Here is a 17,908-nt window from a genome sequence, read left to right on the forward strand (position 1 = left end):
TGGGATAATCAAGCTCATGCACCTGCTCACGGCGCTCAGCCTGAAAAATCGTGCCCTGATTGCACTCGTAACGATTGTTGCGGCGGTGTTCGGGCTGTTGGGAGTCGGCTCGCTCAAGCAGGAGCTGATGCCCTCGGTTCAGTTCCCCGCGATCGCGGTCGTCACCACCTACCCGGGCGCATCGCCAGAGGTCGTCAACAAGGAGGTCTCCGGGCCGATCGAGACGGCACTGCGCGGCGTCCCGCAGTTGGAATCCTCGACGGCGACGTCGAGCACCGGCGCTTCGATGGTGCTGGCCCAGTTCACTTACGGCGTCGATATCGCGGCCACCGAGCAGAAGGTGGAGCGCGCGGTCAGCCGGATCAACCAGATGCTCCCAGAGGCTGCGGACACACAAGTGATGTCGGGCAGCATCGACGATTTCCCGGTGATCCAGATCGCTGTCACTCCAGCTGAGGGAGATACTCCTGAGGCGACCGCGAAGCTGGTCGAGCGGATCGCACTCCCAGAACTCGCGGACATCGATGGGGTGCGTGATGCGCAGTTGTCCGGTGCTCGCCCCGACCGGATCACGATCGTCCCGAACGCTGAGGCACTCGCGGCGCAGGGTCTGACCCCACAGGTGATCGCGGATACGCTGCAGCAGAGCGGCGTGCTGGTTGCTGCCGGATCCATCACTGAAGGGGATCAGACGCTCTCCGTGCAGGCGGGAAGCTCCGTGACCTCCGCCGAGGACATCGCCGCGCTCCCGGTCGCAATCAGCGCGGCCCAGTTGGCGGCGCAGCAGCAGGCGGCCGCTGAGCAGCAGGTTCCAGCCCGCCCCGGTGTCACCCCCGACGTCGAGGAGCCAGTCGCGCTCACACCCCTCACGATCGGTGAGCTTGCAACGGTGCAACTCGAACCGGGCCCGGTGCAGAGCATCTCCCGCGTTGACGGTGCCCCGGCGCTCACCATCGGCGTTACCAAGATGTCGGCAGCGAACACCGTTGATGTCTCGCACGCGGTGCAGGAGAAACTCACGAAGCTGCAAGATCAGCTTTCCGGCGCAAAACTCAGCATCATCTTTGACCAGGCACCCTACGTCGAGCAGTCCATCGAGACGCTGACCACGGAGGGTCTCCTCGGTCTCCTCTTCGCGGTGCTCGTGATCCTCGTGTTCCTGATGTCTGTGCGCGCCACGCTGGTGACCGCGATCTCGATCCCCACTTCGGTGCTGCTCACGTTTATCGGGCTGAATTTCGCCGACTACACCCTGAACATGCTCACGCTGGGCGCGCTCACGATCTCGATCGGGCGCGTGGTCGACGACTCCATCGTCGTCATCGAGAACATCAAGCGACATCTTGTCTCCGACACGGATCGGAGCGCCACGATCGTTCGGGCGGTGCGCGAGGTGGCGGGTGCCATTACAGCGTCGACCATCACGACGGTCGCGGTGTTCCTCCCCATGGCATTTGTTGCGGGTATGGTCGGTGAGCTGTTCCGGCCGTTCGCGTTCACGGTCACCATCGCGCTTGCAGCCTCGCTGCTCGTGTCTCTGACGATCGTGCCGGTGCTCGCCTACTGGTTCTTGAAGCCGGAGCGTTCAGGCCGCCGTGCGACCACAGTTTCCCAGAAGCCGGATCAGCCGACCAGGCTGCAGCGCTGGTACCGTCCGGTGATTGATTGGACGCTGCGTCGTCCCGCGGTCACGCTGCTTGTCTCTGCGCTCGTGTTCGGAGGAACGGTCGCCCTCGGTATGAGCCCGCTGCTGAAGACCAACTTCATGGGTGCGGACGAGCAGAACTCGGTTGGACTCGTGCAGACGCTCGCGCCCGGCACCAGCCTGGACGCGCAATTGGCTCAGGTCGAGCGGGTTGAGGGAGCCCTCGCCGAGGTGCCAGCTGTCGAGACTGTCCAAGTGACTGTCGGCAACGGAGGCGGCGGTATGGCCGCGATCTTCGGTGGAGGCGGCGATGGCGCTGTGAACTACTCGCTCACCACCGACCCTGATGCCAACCAGGAGCAGGCGCAGGACGCGATCCGAGCGGCTGTCGACTCACTGGAAGATGCCGGAGAGTTCTCGCTCGGCCAGTCGGGCGGGGGCGTGACGACGTCGAGCGCGATTGAGGTCAACGTGACCGCGCCGGATCAGGCGACCCTCGAGACGGCGAGCACCGCGGTGCTTGACGCCCTCTCCGAGCAGAAAGAATTGAAGCAGGTCGAGAGTGACCTCGGGCTGTCGCGTCCGTATCTGAGCATTACCGTGGATCGGGCCGCGGCGGCGGCGGCGGGGCTCACTGAGGCAGGTGTTGCAGGCCAGGTGGCGCAACAGATGCAGCCGCGTGAGATCGGGCAGATCACGCTCGATGCAGATACCACCTCGGTGTATCTCTCAGACGGGGTGGAGCCGACGGATCAGGCCAGTGTTGCCGCGCTTCCGATCCAGACCGCAGTCGGCCCGCAGACACTGGACACGCTCGCAACGATCGCGGTAGCCGATGGCCCCGTGACGATCCGCACGCAGGACAATGCGCGCATGGTGACTGTATCCGCGCTATCCCTGGGAGACGACCTCAGCGCCGCAAGCGCTGCGGTGACGGCCGCGCTGGACACTGTCGAGCTGCCGGCTGGCGCAAGCGCCAGCATTGGCGGTGTGATGACGCAGCAGTCTGAAGCGTTCGAGCAGCTCGGGATCGCTCTGCTTGCCGCGATCCTCATCGTGTACGTGGTGATGGTGGCGACGTTCCGGAGCCTGCTGCAGCCATTGTTGCTGCTGATCTCGGTCCCGTTCGCAGCAACCGGTGCAATCGTGCTCTTGGTGCTGACGGGGATCCCGCTCGGTGTCGCCTCCTTGATCGGGGTGCTCATGCTGATCGGCATCGTGGTGACGAACGCCATCGTGTTGATCGATCTCGTGAATCAATATCGTGAGAAGGGGGAGTCGCTCAAACATGCGGTGACCCACGGCGCGCTTCAGCGACTGCGGCCGATCGTGATGACCGCACTCGCAACGATTCTCGCGCTCACTCCGATGGCGCTTGGGATCACCGGGAAGGGCGGCTTCATCTCGCAACCGCTCGCGGTGGTCGTCATCGGGGGGCTGCTGACCTCGACGATCATGACGCTGGTCGTGCTGCCGACGCTGTACTACGCGGTCGAGCGGCGCCGCGAGGGACGAGCGGACCGACGTGCGACACGCAAGCCGAAGCGCGGCGGCGACGATGCCGGGCTCGTGCTCGCTGGCTCGGGTCTCGTCGGAGCGGGCGCCACAGCTGGCGGTGCCGTGGGGGTGGCACCGTGGGAGACGGGTGGCCCGCTGCGCACCGACTCTTCTGTTCCAGCGCTGCCAGCGCAGTCCGACCCCCGTGACACATTCGAGCTTCCCACTCCGGTCTCTGCCGCTGGTGCTGAGGCGCACGCTGCGCACGGCCAGAATTTGGCGCATGAGCCTGCGCTCGATCACAGTCTTGGAGCTGAGCCTGAGTGGGAGTTCGACCGTGATCAGACACCGAACACGGATCAGGATCCCTACGCCGATCAGGTTTCGTACGCCGATCAGGATCCGTACGCGGCACAGGATTCGTACGCCGGGGTGAGTTCGGGGCAGGATCAGGATCAGGATGCAGGCGATGCAGGCGATGCTCAGGAGCCTGGTCCGGGTCAGGAATTCAGCTCCGAGTTTGATCGTGAGATCAGTGCCGCCCTCGACCCAGAGCACGGCGTCGGAACGGCGCAGGAACCAGTGCTCGCCCCTGAACTCGCGGCAAAACTCTTTGGTGAGCCGGACGCCGCGTCTGAGTCGGAGGCGTTGAGCGCGCACGAGCGCGGGTCGGAGCCGGATGACGGCACCGAGGGCGCAGCCGAACCCGCCGCTCTCGTATTGCCGGAGCCGCCAGCCGCCGCTGCACCCGAGGTTCCTGCAACGGCGCAGGGCGAAGCCGCGGAGGGTGAACGTGCCGAGGCTGAACGCGCCGAGGTGGCGCGCGCTGCAGCTGCTGCAGAGGCTGAGATTCTCGCTGCGACCGCGGCTGCTGAGGCTGCGGCTGATGCGGCTGATGCGGCTGCGGCTGATACGGCTGCGGCGGAAGCCGAGGCCAGTGCGGTCGCGGCGGATGCGGCTGCGGCGCAGGCTGCGGCGGAAGCCGAGGCCGCCCGGCACCAGTCGATTCGTGAAGCGCTCATGCGCGCGGGCCTCGCAGCACCGGAAACGTCCGGCGCGGCTGCGGCTGAATTGGCGGAGCCTGAGCGGCCCGTGACCCGAGAAATGGGTCCGGACACTCGGCAGATGTCGATCAGTCTCTCCGAACTGGGATTCACCGGAGACGATAATCCCCTCGACCCGAGCGCGACCCCGCACAGCGAGGTCGACGTCGCGGCTCATGCGGACGACTCCGCACAGGACGACGATGCGGCCCTCGGGGCTGCGCCGTCCCACGGACGTGCCCCCGCAGCGGATGCGATTCCCACGGAGCAGTCTCAGGCACCAGCTTCAGAGTTGGAGCCAGCGCCGGAATCACCCGCAGAGCCAGCTCCTGACTTCACCGCAGAGTCGGCCCCCGAAGCAGCGCAGGGTCCCGCCTCAGCAACGATCCCGCTATTCCTTCCCCCTCATACGGAGGACGCCGCACTGCGATCCGAGCACGGTGCCGAACAGGGCGCAGCGCACGCAACGGGGCCCGATTCTGCGCTCGAGCCTGAATCAACGAAATCCCGCGACGCAGCGCTCGAAACCGAATCAACGGTTGGCAGCCAGCAGGACGCTGACGCAGAGCCCGTTGCTCCCGCACCGCCGATCACGGGAGAACTCAACTGGGAGCAGCTACTCTGGCAAGCGACGCAGGAGGTCGACGAGGAAGACTCGGACGCCCCCTCGGACGCGGCAGGCGAGGCCGACGCGGACCACACCCACACGGGGGACGACACGCACGATGTCGACCCGCACACTGACGAACGGTAATCATGGCGCAGAAAGGACGGCGGGGCTTCAAGGCACCGGCGAACTACGAACCGGGGCGGAAGCCCTCCGGGCGGAAGTTCCACGGCGGTGCACGGCCCGGCGCAGCTGAGCCTGGACGCGGCGGTCGGGCTGATGCAGGCGGTACGAAGCGTGACCGGGAAGAGACCCAGCGGTCAGCACCGGGGATCGGCGCGACCAGAACCGCGAACAACGGTCCACACGTGGCGAACGCCAGGGCCGCGATCAGCGCACCGAGCGAGCGGGGCGTCCGGAGCGCCATGATCGGGCAGGCCGCGACTCCCGGGTGGACGGCTCGACTCGCGATGCGAATGCGCCTCGCGGCGCACGGACTGCGCACCGCGAGAAGCTGGGCCCCGACACCCCGCTCGCCCGGCTCGAAGCCACCATCACCACGGCCGCGGACGCTGCAGGCAAGACATTCGGCGACCTCGGTCTTGGCGGCAACATTGTTCGTGTCCTGGGGGAGCTGGGAGCCGAGCAGCCGTTCCCGATTCAGGTCGCGACGATCCCTGACACGATCGCCGGCCGCGATATCCTGGGCCGAGCTCGCACGGGATCGGGGAAGACGATCGCGTTCGGTGCGGCGCTCGTTGAACGCATGCTGAAGCTCAAAGCAGAGGGTGCGTTCGGAGCGAAGCCTGGTGGCAAAGCAGCGAAGACGCCTCGCGGCGTCCGCGTGCAGCACCGGCCAACGCGAAACCCACGCGCATTGATCCTCGCCCCCACTCGTGAGCTGGCGCTCCAGATCGACCGCACGATCCAGCCGATCGCCCGCTCAGTGGGGTTCTATACGGCGCAGATGGTGGGTGGGATCCCGATCGATCCGCAGATTCACGCGCTGGAGCGCGGCGTTGACATCGTGATTGGGACCCCCGGCCGCGTGCAGGACCTGGTGAACCGACGCAAACTAGATCTCCGTGAGGTGCTTGTCACCGTGCTCGACGAGGCTGATCACATGTGTGATCTCGGCTTCCTGGAACCCGTGCAGCAAGTGCTTCGCGAGACCGAGCGGGGTGGGCAGCGGCTGTTGTTCTCCGCGACGCTCGACAGCGGTGTCTCAGAGCTCGTGCGTGAGTTCCTGAACGATCCCGCAGTGCACGAGGCCGAGGCTGAGGCTGACGGAAAGATCCGTCACCGCGTCCATGTGGTGCAGCGCGATCACAAAGATCAGGCATTGATCCGGCTCGCCAAGACTCCGGGGCGCGTGTTGATCTTCTGCCGCACTCGCGCGTATGCCGAGCAGGTGGCCGACATGTTGGCAGATGCTGGGCTGAACGTCGCTGCACTGCACGGCGATCTCAGCCAGACGCGCCGCGAGCGCAATCTCGCGCAGTTTGCCTCGGGGAAGAAGCCAGTGCTGGTCGCCACGGACGTCGCTGCGCGCGGCATCCACGTTGATGATGTCGACCTCGTGCTTCAGGCCGATCCACCGAACGACTTCAAAACCTACCTGCACCGCGCGGGGCGCACCGGTCGCGCTGGTCGCGACGGGCTCGTCGTCACCGTGATTCCGCATGCGCGGCAGGAGCGCACGCGCGAGATGCTGGAACACGCGGCTGTGACACCCGAGACCTTTGCTGAGTGGATCCCGAAGGGTGCTGCCCCGAACAAGAAGCCGCGCGGACGGTAGCTCACCCGGTCTCGTCAGTGCCGGAACCCTCTAGTGCATGTAGGTCAAACTTAGAGGGTTCCTACAGCGAGTTCGGGGTGGGCTCGGCCCTCATTGTGGACAGGGATCGGCTCAGTTGTGAGCGCCAGTAGTCCGGCCTAATCTGGCATCACGCTTGCAGGATCGCCGTCGTGATCCTGCGTGTCACGCCGAAGGAGCCTCGATGAGCGACACCACCTCACAGCCGGAACCCCGTATCAAGGTCGATGCCGTCAGCGATGCGCTGCTCGGGAAATGGAAGAAGGAACGGCTCGAATCGCGTGCACTTGCTGCTGACCCGCGGCTCCACACGATCAACGGCCAATCCATGGACGAGCATCGGGCCCGCGTGATGGAGCAGCTCGGGATTCTCGTGGAACACGGTGCGATTCAGCGCGCGTATCCCGGCGACCTTGGCGGCAGCGACAACCACGGTGGTAATATCGCTGCGTTCCAGGAACTGGTGCTCGCGGATCCTTCACTGCAGATCAAAAGCGGAGTGCAGTGGGGGCTGTTTGGTGCAGCGATCTTGCATCTCGGTACCCGCCCCCACCATGAGCAATGGCTCCCGGACGTCATGAGCCTGAAACTGCCGGGCGCGTTCGCGATGACCGAGATCGGGCACGGTTCAGACGTTGCCTCCGTCGGCACCACGGCCACCTACGATCCGGAGACCGAAGAGTTTGAGATTCACACCCCCTTTACTGGGGCGTGGAAGGAGTTCCTGGGGAACGCGGCGCTCCACGGCCAGGCTGCTGTGGTGTTCGCGCAGCTCATCACACGCGGTGTCAACCATGGCGTACACGCCTTCTTCGTGCCGATCCGCACTCCGCAGGGAGACCTGCTGCCAGGAGTGGGGGCTGAGGATGACGGCGTCAAGGGCGGGCTGAACGGTATTGATAACGGCCGGCTGCACTTTTCGCACGTGCGCATCCCGCGCACGAATCTCCTGAACCGCTACGGCGATGTCGCGGCCGATGGCACGTACTCCTCGTCAATCGAGAGCCCGGGCCGCCGCTTCTTCACGATGATCGGCACGCTGGTGCAGGGGCGCGTCTCGCTGGACGGTTCGGCGGTGCGCGCGATGCAGGCTGCCCTTGCCATCGCGATCCGGTACGGCTCTGAGCGCCGGCAGTTCCCCGGGGCATCCGGCCGCGAGACCGTGCTGCTCGACTATGGCCAGCACCAGCGGCGTCTCATTCCACGTCTCGCGCAGACCTATGCGATGGCGTTCGCGGATGAGCGACTGCTCACCGTCTTTGACGAAGTGTTCTCCGGTGTGGGAGACACTGATGAGAACCGCGAAGACCTGGAAACGCTCGCCGCGGCATTCAAGCCGCTGTCGACCTGGGCCGCACTCGACACCCTGCAAGAGGCTCGCGAGGCCTGTGGCGGGGCTGGATTCATTGCGAAGAATCGACTCGTGGGGCTTCGCGCAGATCTCGACATCTATGTCACCTTCGAAGGCGACAACAATGTGCTCTTGCAACTGGTGGGCAAGCGGCTCCTCACCGATTACGCGAAGCAGTTTGCGGGCGGAGACAAGGCTGCGCTCGCGAAGGCTGCGGCAAGTCAGCTCGGCGACCGCGTGAGCCGCTTTGGGCTGCGCCAGCTCGGACAGAGCATCGCTGATCTCGGCCGCGTGTCGCGCTCAGTGGAGAGCATGCGGTCACCCGAGTCGCAGCGTGAGCTCCTCACGGACCGCGTTGAGACTATGGTCTCGGAGATCGCCGTCGCGCTGCGTGACGCGACGAAGAACGTCCCCAAGAGCGATGCGCGGGGCCGGGCCGCCGCGAACGAGGACGCGTTTAACGCCCAACAGCACAAGCTGATCGAGGCTGCGCGCGCGCATGCCGAGTTGCTGCAGTGGGAAGCCTTTACCGACGGGATTGCACAGATTTCGGATCCCGGTTCGAAGCAAGTGCTGACTTGGCTGCGAGACCTGTTCGGCCTCGGCTTGATTGAGCGGAACGCTGCCTGGTACCTCCTGCAGGGCCGGATCTCAGGTCAGCGCGCCGAGGCCGTTACGGCCTATATCGACCGGCTGATCGGCCGCCTCCGAGGCCACGCGCTCGACCTCGTTGACGCGTTCGGATTGACGCCCGAAACGCTCCGCGCCGAGATCGCGACCGGCATCGAGGCCGAGCGCCAGGACGAAGCTCACGCCTATGTGGAAGCTGCACAGGCAGCTGGCACCTGGCCCGTGCACGAGAAAGAACTGCGCAAGCGGGCCCAGCAGGAGGAGCGCGCACGTCAGCGCGCCAGCGCTACGGTGTAGCGCGAGGGTCGCTGGGGGCACGGTGGTGGACCCGGGAGCGTGCGTGTTGAGCTCGTGGGGGCGTAGTGCCTTGCGCCTGGTGGGGTTCGTGCCTCGTGCCTGATTCCTGATTCCTCGTGTCTCGTGCCTCGTGCCTGGTGCCTGGTGCCTGGTGCCTCGTGTCTCGTGCCTGCACCTGCGCGCAGGCGGAAGCACGCGGGCAGGCCCGGGTCTCAGGGCCCGGGCCTGCCCGTGTGTCGGGGCTGTTCGCTGCACCAGGGCATCCTCGCGTGTGCAGCGCCCTGCACTTCGAGGAGCTGCCACGCGCGCACGCGAACCCCTCGTGTGAGCGCGCGTGGCTGGAATGACACGTCTATTCAGCCACTCGCGCTCACACCAGCGTGGGAAACGCGTGCGCGCACGAGCCCGCCTCGCTCGGACCCACGAACTCGCCTATGAGCGGGCTCAATCCAGCACCTCGGAGAGCCCTGCGAGGTATTAGAGTGAGCGGTATGGCACTGCGCACGCTGTACCCTCCGATAGCACCCCTGGCCCACGGTCTGCTCGCCGTAGGAGATGGCCACGAAATCTATTGGGAGACCTGCGGGAATCCCGAAGGGAAGCCGGTCGTGTTTTTGCATGGCGGGCCTGGCGGCGGCTGCAGTCCTGATCACCGGCGATTCTTCGATCCCGAGCGCTATCGCATCGTGCTCTTCGATCAGCGCGGCTGCGGGCGGAGCACCCCGCACGCAAGCGAGGCGGACGCCGATCTCTCCACGAACACCACCTGGCACCTGGTCGCGGATATCGAGCGGCTCCGCGAGCACCTTGGCATCGATCGCTGGCAAGTGTTCGGCGGGTCCTGGGGCTCTACTCTCGCCCTCGCGTACGCGCAGACTCATGCCGAGCGCGTGACTGAGCTGGTGCTGCGCGGAATATTTACGCTGCGCCGAAGCGAGATCGATTGGTTCTATCAAGACGGTGCCTCGCACCTGTTTCCGGACGCCTGGGACGAGTACCTCGCGGTGATCCCCGAGAATGAGCGGGGTGACTGCCTCGCCGCCTACCACCGCAAGCTGACGGATCCGGACCCTGCGGTGCACACCCCGGCAGGGGTGGCCTGGACCGTGTGGGAAAACTCGACGATTCGGCTGATCCCTGACCCCGTGAGTATCGAAGCGGCGCGCGAAAACACTGCAGCTGCCGTTGCGTTCGCACGTATCGAGAATCACTTCTTCTCACATGCCGGATGGCTGGAAGAGGGGCAGCTCATTCGCGATGCTGCGGCAACGCTGGTGGGGATTCCCGGTACGATCGTCCAGGGGCGATACGACGTGTGCACCCCGGCCAGGACTGCCTGGGACCTGCACCGGGCGTGGCCCGAGGCCGAGTTCGAGTTGGTCCAGGACGCGGGGCATGCTGCGAGTGAGCCGGGCATTGTCGATGCCCTGATTCGCGCGACTGACCGTTTCGCCAGCACCGGTGTCGCTGCGGCACCGAACGGCAACTGAGAGTGAGACGCCATGACCTTCAATGACAACGTGCGCATCGACACCAGCAAGGTGTCGAAGCGTGGCGGCGCAAAGCGCGGCGGCATCATTGCCGGCGGGGGGATCGGCATCGTCGCCATTCTGCTGGCCATCGGATCCCAGGTGCTCGGCGTCAACCTGAATGGTTTTGCTCCCGCAGTGAATCAGGCCCTCGGCGCGGGCAGCGCACTCTCTGAGCCAGCCTCCGGTGAACTCGAAGGCTGCGCCTCAGGGGCCGATGCGAACACCGACGTTGAATGCCGGATGGCTGCCGCGAGCGACTCCCTTGACCGCTACTGGCAGTCTCAGGTTGGGAACTATCGGGCCCCGGCCCCGGTCGTCTTGTTCAGCGGCCAGACCCAGTCCGCGTGCGGAGCCGCTTCGGCGGCGACCGGCCCGTTCTACTGCCCGGCCGATGAAGCGATCTACATCGACGTCGCCTTCTTCGACACGCTCACTCAGGACTACGGCGCCTCGAACGGTTCGCTCTCCCAGATGTACGTGCTCGCGCACGAGTGGGGTCACCACATCTCAAACTTGATCGGCTCGCTGCAGAGCGTCGGACGCGAGTCTGGCCCGGCGTCCGGTTCCGTTCGTCTTGAGCTCCAGGCCGATTGCTTTGCAGGCGCGTGGGTGCAGAGTGCCTCGACGGTGACTGATGACCAGGGAGTGCCGTTCCTCAAGCCGGTCACGCAGCAAGAGATCGCCGATGCGATGAGCGCCGCAGCTGCTGTCGGTGACGATCACATCATGGAGTCCGCCGGTGTTGGGGTGAATCCTGAACGGTTTACCCACGGCACCTCGGAGCAGCGTCAGCGCTGGTTCCAGACTGGGTTTACGCAGGGTCCCACCGCCTGCGGCACCTTCGACGTTCCCGCGTCACAGCTGTAACGTCACGGGTTCAGCCTCAGCGCCGAACTCCCCTTTGTTCCCGGTAAGGGCGAGTCCGCTGCCGAGGCCGATCATGAGCGCGCCTCCTGCACCGCGCGCTGCGGAAAGTCGGCGTGGGGACCGTGCGAACCACTGCTGCGCAGATCCAGCGAGCACAGCCCAAGCTGCGTCGGAGGCCAGTCCGATAGCCACAAATATGACGCCCAGTATGAGCATCTGGAGCTGCACCGAGCCGCTCGAGACGACCACGAACTGTGGGAGCACAGCGACGAGGAAGACGATCGCCTTCGGGTTTGTCACTCCGACGACGAAACCCTGCCGCAACAGCACTGTCGGGTTCAGCGTGCGGGCGCGCACTGCGGGATCCTGAACTTCGGCTTCAGTGAACGTGCGGTGCCGAATCGCTTGCACCCCGAGGTAGATCAGATAGCCAGCACCGAGCAACTTGATCACGGTGAAGACGACGATGGACTGCGCGACCATTGTGCCGACGCCGAACGCGACGGCTGCCACGAGCGGGAGTACGCCCAAGCTGTTGCCGAGCACACTCATGAGGCCGCCTCGGCGCCCGTAGGAGAGCGATCGTCCGATCACGAAGAGCACGCTCGGCCCCGGCACGATGATCAGGAGCAGCGCGGCCAGCGAGAACGCGAAGAGACTCTCTGGGGTTGGCATGGGCTCATGCTACTCCTCGCCCAGACGCGCGCGAGGGCACACTGACTTCCGTCGAAACGAGGCACAGCGGAACATCGGCATTGCCGAACCCTGATTCGGGGGTGTTTCACCCGAACGATCAGTCTGAGCAGGTCACGCGAGGGCTAGCGTCGTCCGCGGTGCGGGGGCTTCTTGCGAGTCGCAGCGAGTTGAGCGCCGCGTGATCCAGGTTTTGGACCGGCTTTCTTGCTCTGGGGCTGCTGCGCAGCCTGTGCCGCCTTCTTGCGGGCGGCTCGTTGCGCCTTCGTCTCAGCAGCGCGCCGTGCCGCTTCTGCTGCAGCCTCGTCGGGAGTGCGGGAACTGCGTGCGGTGCGCCCGCGGAGCACTCCCACGAGCTGTTGCACATCAGCGGCGTCCCGATCGATATCCCAGGTGGCCCACACCGAGGTCAGCGGTAAATCGTCGACTCCGGTGACGGGCACCAACGAGTGCTTGCGCTTGTCCGTGAGGTGCCGTGCCAGCAACGTCGGCAGCATGATCGCGCCAGCTCCCGTCGCCACGAGTTCCAACGCTGCTGGAACGCTCTGCGGCGTCCAAGTCGGATCATTCCACGGGACGGGCGCGGGCCACTCAGCCGGGTGGAATGGGTGCGCGATGAGCGGCACCGAGTCGAGCTCGGTGAGAGCGATCGCGTCGAGCTTCGCGAGATCGTGTTCAGCGGGAACGACGAGCGTCACAGATTCCAAGTACAGTCGCAGCGCGTGTCGCGTCGGGTTGGGTGTTTCGGATCCGGCTGGTCGGAGTCCAGGCAGCGTGCGCTCGAGCATGACGTCGCACTCGATCGTGTCGGAGCGTCCGTACGCCACGTTGACCGGAGCCAGCTCGAGCGCGTTGCCAGAGACGACTTCCCAGCGCTGTGCCCAAGTGCTGGGAGCGATCCCGCGCGCGAACCCCAGTCGCAGCGGAGCCGGACCCGCCGCTCCCACCGCAGCAGCGGGCGCGCGCGTTGGCTCAGTCTGAGGCACAGGGTCGACTGGATCCATGGGATCGACAGCGGCCGTCGGGTTGTCGCTCATAGCGCTACCTCCGAGTAGATTTCGTGCGTGTAGGGCAGCCGGGCCGCCGAGAGGGCGATCCGATAGTCGGCGGTCTCCGCGTGTCGCAGCGGAGTGCCCTCCTCGCGGTATCGGGGAGCGCGAGCGAAGCGTGTCCCTGCGGCGGCTGTCCGCTCGCCGGGACAACGCGCCACCAGTGAGTGCCGTGGCCGTAGAGCGCCAGAACTCTGCCCACGGCGCGTGGCGCGTTGGAGCCGATCGCGAGCGCAACATCGCCGTAGGTCATCACGCGTCCGGCAGGAATTCGGGCGACGATCGCGAGCGTTGCATCGACGAATTCCGGGCTGGGCATGGGAACAGCCTACGGCGTGGCAGCCTGCGATTTGCGGCCGACGCTCGGATCGGGGTGCAGCGCGCTGCGCCGTTAGATCCCGGACACCCCGAGAAGTGTGCCGATCGTGTAGGTGACGGCGACGGCTATGCCGCCAAAGATCAGCTGCCGGATCGCGCCGCGCACCCAGCTGCGCCGCGTGGTGCGCGCGGCGAGGGCACCCGCAATGAGGAGTCCTACGCCGCCGAACGCGAGGCCCCAACCCAGCGTGCCGAAGCCGAACAGGAACGGCAGAATCGGGAGCAGCGCTCCAGCTCCAAATGAGAGCAGCGAGGAAATCGCGGCGACCCAGGGGGAGGGTTTGTCTTCTGGGCTCATGCCGAGTTCGTGTGAGAGATGCACCCGCACAGCGTGTTCTCCGTTGAGGTGCACCTGGCTTGCCGCGGTGAGGGCGACCTCGTTCTCCATGCCGAGCCGCTCAAACATGAGCGCCAATTCTGCTTCTTCTCCCGCGGGATTTCGACGGTGCGCGTCCTGCTCGGTGAGCACCTCTGCATCCAGTTGCTCGTTCGCCGTACGCACCGAGGTGAACTCACCGAGTGCCATGGAGATCGCGCCGGCGATGAGCCCGGAGACGCCGGTGATCGCGACAATGCCGGGCGCCGCACCAGCCGCAGCGATGCCGGTGATGAGACCGATGTTTGAGACGAGTCCGTCCATCGCACCAAAGACGGTCGCGCGCAGCCACCCGGACGAGATGTCCGCGTGATTGTGATCGTATTCATGTGGGTGCGCGATGTTGATCTCGCTCATGGCTTTCCCCCGGTTTCCGTGCGCTCCCGCGCATAAGCATCAAACCTAACAAGCTCTGCACGAGAGGGAGAACCTCGCTCTCGGCTTCGAAAACACGTGGTCAGAGGGTTCGAATTGTTGTCGATCACGAGTTCGCTATGGCGAACTCTCACTCCACGGAGTGTGGTTGCCCGAGCACTGCAATTCAGCGGCGATACCACGCAAGAGTCCGAGCCGTACCCCACATGGCAAGGGCATCGGCGTAGAACAGAAGCGAGACCACGTGCACACGGCACGCTGGTCGTCCCACTCAGTCATCCGAAGGGCTCCTATGCACCGGTCTCAGCACTCACCGGGAGCCGTCCACGCGCTCCTCCGCGGGGCGGTCGGGGCACTTGCGCTGGTCGGACTCACGCTCGGCGGTGCGCATGCGGCGGAGGCCACTCCCTTACCTTTCGGCGTGAACGAGAACGCCCCAGCCCCTATCGCGACCATCAGATCTGGAGCGGCTACGCCGGCCGCCACTCACCGAGGAGGAGCAAATGCTCCCTCAAGTGCATCACGTGCATCCGCGGCACCCGCTGCGGCTGAGCGCCCACGCCTCGGCCGGGTCGTAGGTGCTGGGATACTCATCGCAGTCGGATCCACCTATGTGTTGGCTGGCGGCGTGATCTTCCTGCGCCGATGCCACGCCAAGCGAGGTAAGTGATCGCAGCCGCCTCGGCCCCACACTCGGCGCGCCACCTGGTTCGATACTGCGGCGGCACCACGAACCCCTCGGCCCCCTGCGTCGAACTCTAGAAGAACTACGGTGTCGCCTGGTCGTGTGCGCGCCGGAGCAGTGGACTTGCCGCCGAGCTGTCTACGCTCAGTTGCTCAGCGGGGTGACGTGCGAACCTCCGCCAAGTGTGAGTACGGGATCTGTCCAGCGGGCCCGGAACCAACGGTCATGGGTGGCAATGATGAGCGCCCCGCGGTAGTCGTGTAGCGCCTCTTCGAGTTCTTCGACGAGGGTGAGTGAGAGATGGTTGGTCGGCTCATCCAGCAGGAGGACAGGGGGCGGATCGGCGACGAGCGTGGCCAGGGCGAGCCGCCTGCGTTGTCCAACACTGAGTTCGCCGACTCTGCGACCGAGATCCCGCGTGGCGAGGAGTCCAGTGGCCGCAAGTGGGGCGATCTCGGCGATCTCAGCTCCGACCGTGGCGCGGTAGTGGTCTGCTGCGCTGCGATCCGGCCGGGCGAAGGTTACTTCCTGCGGCAGGTACCCCACGCGTGTCATGCGCGAGACGATACCGGTGTCCGGTGTGAGCTCACCCGCCAGGATCGCAAGCAGGGTGGATTTTCCAGACCCATTGGGGCCTGCGAGCAGGAGCCGATCACCGGAATAGAGCTTAAATGACGTCGGCGCCAGACGGTTCGCTTGGGCAACCCGGTCCACGCTGAGCTGAGGAACGTCGGCCGGGGGGACGGGGCTCGGATCGAGTTCTGCTGACGCAAAGCCCGTAAACCGAAGCGGTTCGGGCGGGCGACGTACGCGGTCCCGCTCAAGCACTTCGAGGCGCATACGAGCGTTCCGCGCGCGCCGGGAGGTCACTCGAGCGTCTTTGTCTGCGTAGAACTTTTTGGTAATCCGGCTTTCGGATTTCGACTCGTGTTTCTTATTGACCTCGCGGGACCCGACTTCGATTTCGTGGACCAGGGCAGCGACTTCGGTACTCTCTGCCACGTACCTGCTGCGCCAGCGCGCGAGTTCAGCGCGGCGTTCCGAGCGTGCGGCGGAGTAGCCGACACCCCAGAGACGTACCCCGAAGCCCGAGCCCGGATCGTCGGTTTCGGGAGTGGCGGCTGCGCGGGTGCTCGTGTCGGCGTCCGTCCACGCGCTTGGACTGGTGTGAGCTGCGGCAGCGGCGCCGTTTCCTTCCGACTGTGCAGGCGCGGGGGGCGCTGCGTCTGCGAGTTCTCTGGCTGGAAGCGGGAGCGGATCAAGATCGAGAATTCGTGTGGTGATGGAGTCAAGGAGCGCCCGATCGTGGCTCGCTACGATCACGATGCCGGGCCAGTCGCGGAGCACGCGCTCGAGGTATGCCGCAGACGCGTCGTCGAGGTGGTTGGACGGTTCGTCGAGGAGCAGCGTGTGCGGTGCGGTAAGAAGTATTGCGGCGAGGGCGAGTCGGAGCCGCTGCCCGCCAGAGAGCTCGCCGATCGGGTGCGCTGCAGAGAAGCCACCCAGGCCGAGCCCAGATACCACGTCGCCGCGGTGTGCCTCCGCCGACCACGCGCCCGAACGCTCAGCCTCTTCGAGCGCTGCTGAATACTCTTCGGCGACGCTTGGGTCATCAGGACGATCTGCGAATTCGGCCCCGAGGCGTTCGAGGGCACTCAGCGTCTGAAGCGCCGCCGTCTGCGCGTCATCAAGCACCTCGGACATCGGCGTACCGTCGGGGTAGGGCAGTTCTTGGGCGAGAAGCCCCACGCTGCCGGGATGCATCACCGTGCCGCTGCTCGGTTCGATCGTGCCGGCAATGACCCCGAGTAGCGTCGATTTTCCAGTGCCGTTCTCACCGATCAACCCGATACGGTCTCCAGCGCGTGCGGTGAAGGTGATGTCGTTGAGGACGCGTCGATCCGCGTAGGAGAGCGCGATCCCGGAGACCGCGAGATGGTCGGCATGTGATCTCCCCGATGCCGACTCAGCGCGTGACGCGGCGCGAGTAGCGCCGTTCAGCGCAGGGGCCACAGACGTAGCGGAGCCGCGAGCTGCAGCCCGGGCGGTGCTCGCCTGCGGGACTGCCGGGGTCGGGTGTGAATATGGTGCGGGCATGTTGGCCGCCTTTCGGAACGAACGGTAGGGCTCCGCGGGGCATTGTCAGGAGACCGAATTCTCAACCGGAGGAGATAGTGATCTCCAGCTTCGGGATGGCGGCACTCCTGCGCCTCTGGCGCGGAACGTCAACAGCGTTAGTTCTTCACGTCGAAGAGTGTACGCCATCCTGGCCGGGGGCGCGCAACCCCCAAATGGGTTCAGCTCCCTGGGAGTGTGCCCGCCCGAGTGCGTCGGCGTCGGCCCTGAGTGCTGGTCGGAGTACGCTACAGAAGACGACAGAGGGGGACCGCCATGACTATGGAGGCAAGCGGACGACTGGTGAAAACCAACCGCGGAGTTGATCTGGTGCTGGCGCGCTCACTGGCGCTTCCGATCGCTGAAGCATGGGGATTCCTCACTGCACCGGAACTCACAGAACAGTGGTTTGGCCCATGGGAGGGCGACGGTCGTGCGGGCGGGAGCGTGCGGATCCGGATGCGTTTTGAAGAGAGCATGCCCGCGATCCGGGCACGAGTGCTCGCGTGCGAAGCCCCGAATCGTCTTGCACTGCACACCGTGGACGAGTACGGCAGTTGGGAGCTCGACCTGTTCCTCGAGGAGGACGGTGACGAGGACACGCTGCTGCGCTTCGTGCACCACCTCGATGCTGACTCCGAAGTGGGAGACATCGGCCCTGGGTGGGAGTTCTACCTCGATCTGCTGGTCGCAGCCACCGAAGGTACTGAGCGCCCAGGATTCGACCAGTACTACCCGTCGATGCGGGAAGCGTACGTGGCACTTCGCCCGCAGTAGCTTCTGCGCGGCGGCCGTGCGGCCGTGGCGTCTCGCGGTTCTCCGGCCCCAGGCCAGTTCGCCTCGAGTCCAGTGCCCGCCGAGTCACGCTGCCGGGTGGCTTCGTCGCGGAGAGTTGTTCGCGCGCAGTCGCAGTGTCTGCAGCAGCAGCAGCAGCAGCAGCGGCGGCGGCAGC

Annotated in this window: 11 protein-coding genes; 6 read left to right on the top strand and 5 right to left on the bottom strand. The window is 65.7% G+C overall.

Annotated features, from left to right (window positions below):
* Positions 1–16: 16 nt before the first annotated feature.
* The 5 genes from K1X41_RS12075 to ypfJ all read left to right on the top strand — a co-directional run bounded on the left by K1X41_RS12075 (position 17) and on the right by ypfJ (position 11,285).
* On the top strand, positions 17–4,939 hold the full coding sequence (locus K1X41_RS12075; RefSeq protein WP_220174719.1) for an efflux RND transporter permease subunit: 4,923 nt from the start codon (positions 17–19) through the stop codon (positions 4,937–4,939).
* A 304-nt stretch (positions 4,940–5,243) separates the two neighbouring features.
* A complete protein-coding gene (locus tag K1X41_RS12080) occupies positions 5,244–6,590 on the top strand; it encodes a DEAD/DEAH box helicase (protein WP_220174720.1) in 1,347 nt (448 codons plus the stop codon).
* Between the two features lie 202 nt (positions 6,591–6,792).
* A complete protein-coding gene (locus K1X41_RS12085; RefSeq protein ID WP_220174721.1) occupies positions 6,793–8,886 on the top strand; it encodes an acyl-CoA dehydrogenase family protein in 2,094 nt (697 codons plus the stop codon).
* A 497-nt stretch (positions 8,887–9,383) separates the two neighbouring features.
* The gene (gene pip / locus K1X41_RS12090) at positions 9,384–10,376 is read left to right on the top strand and encodes a prolyl aminopeptidase (RefSeq protein ID WP_220175849.1); all 993 of its coding nucleotides are present in this window, start codon (positions 9,384–9,386) and stop codon (positions 10,374–10,376) included.
* A gap of 12 nt (positions 10,377–10,388) precedes the next feature.
* The gene (ypfJ, locus tag K1X41_RS12095) at positions 10,389–11,285 is read left to right on the top strand and encodes a KPN_02809 family neutral zinc metallopeptidase (RefSeq protein WP_220174722.1); all 897 of its coding nucleotides are present in this window, start codon (positions 10,389–10,391) and stop codon (positions 11,283–11,285) included.
* Here the strand turns inward: ypfJ and K1X41_RS12100 are convergent.
* From K1X41_RS12100 to K1X41_RS12120, 5 genes are all read right to left on the bottom strand, one after another.
* Positions 11,274–11,960 (bottom strand): LysE family translocator, encoded by a 687-nt coding sequence (locus K1X41_RS12100; RefSeq protein WP_220174723.1) that lies wholly within the window; start codon positions 11,958–11,960, stop codon positions 11,274–11,276. The genes ypfJ and K1X41_RS12100 overlap by 12 nt on opposite strands.
* A gap of 143 nt (positions 11,961–12,103) precedes the next feature.
* Positions 12,104–13,015, bottom strand: a complete 912-nt coding sequence (locus K1X41_RS12105) for a LysR substrate-binding domain-containing protein (protein WP_220174724.1) — start codon at positions 13,013–13,015, stop codon at positions 12,104–12,106.
* Between the two features lie 4 nt (positions 13,016–13,019).
* Positions 13,020–13,346 (bottom strand): MGMT family protein, encoded by a 327-nt coding sequence (locus K1X41_RS12110; RefSeq protein ID WP_220174725.1) that lies wholly within the window; start codon positions 13,344–13,346, stop codon positions 13,020–13,022.
* A gap of 72 nt (positions 13,347–13,418) precedes the next feature.
* The gene (locus K1X41_RS12115; protein WP_132201786.1) at positions 13,419–14,138 is read right to left on the bottom strand and encodes a VIT1/CCC1 transporter family protein; all 720 of its coding nucleotides are present in this window, start codon (positions 14,136–14,138) and stop codon (positions 13,419–13,421) included.
* 847 nt (positions 14,139–14,985) lie between these two features.
* Positions 14,986–16,938, bottom strand: a complete 1,953-nt coding sequence (locus tag K1X41_RS12120) for an ABC-F family ATP-binding cassette domain-containing protein (protein WP_220174726.1) — start codon at positions 16,936–16,938, stop codon at positions 14,986–14,988.
* Positions 16,939–17,232: 294 nt separating this feature from the next.
* Here K1X41_RS12120 and K1X41_RS12125 point away from each other — a divergent pair, with 294 nt between their 5' ends.
* On the top strand, positions 17,233–17,733 hold the full coding sequence (locus K1X41_RS12125) for an SRPBCC family protein (RefSeq protein WP_132201790.1): 501 nt from the start codon (positions 17,233–17,235) through the stop codon (positions 17,731–17,733).
* Positions 17,734–17,908 lie beyond the last annotated feature (175 nt).

The sequence above is a fragment of the Leucobacter luti genome (assembly GCF_019464495.1).
Taxonomy (GTDB): Bacteria; Actinomycetota; Actinomycetes; order Actinomycetales; family Microbacteriaceae; genus Leucobacter; species Leucobacter luti_A.

Bases quoted from the DNA above. Each gene is read 5' to 3' on its own strand.
- K1X41_RS12075 (WP_220174719.1), top strand. From the start codon at position 17: ATGCACCTGCTCACGGCGCTCAGCCTGAAAAATCGTGCCCTGATTGCA.
- K1X41_RS12085 (WP_220174721.1), top strand. From the start codon at position 6,793: ATGAGCGACACCACCTCACAGCCGGAACCCCGTATCAAGGTCGATGCC.
- ypfJ (WP_220174722.1), top strand. From the start codon at position 10,389: ATGACCTTCAATGACAACGTGCGCATCGACACCAGCAAGGTGTCGAAG.
- K1X41_RS12100 (WP_220174723.1), bottom strand. From the start codon at position 11,960: ATGCCAACCCCAGAGAGTCTCTTCGCGTTCTCGCTGGCCGCGCTGCTC.
- K1X41_RS12105 (WP_220174724.1), bottom strand. From the start codon at position 13,015: ATGAGCGACAACCCGACGGCCGCTGTCGATCCCATGGATCCAGTCGAC.
- K1X41_RS12110 (WP_220174725.1), bottom strand. From the start codon at position 13,346: ATGCCCAGCCCGGAATTCGTCGATGCAACGCTCGCGATCGTCGCCCGA.
- K1X41_RS12115 (WP_132201786.1), bottom strand. From the start codon at position 14,138: ATGAGCGAGATCAACATCGCGCACCCACATGAATACGATCACAATCAC.
- K1X41_RS12120 (WP_220174726.1), bottom strand. From the start codon at position 16,938: ATGCCCGCACCATATTCACACCCGACCCCGGCAGTCCCGCAGGCGAGC.
- K1X41_RS12125 (WP_132201790.1), top strand. From the start codon at position 17,233: ATGACTATGGAGGCAAGCGGACGACTGGTGAAAACCAACCGCGGAGTT.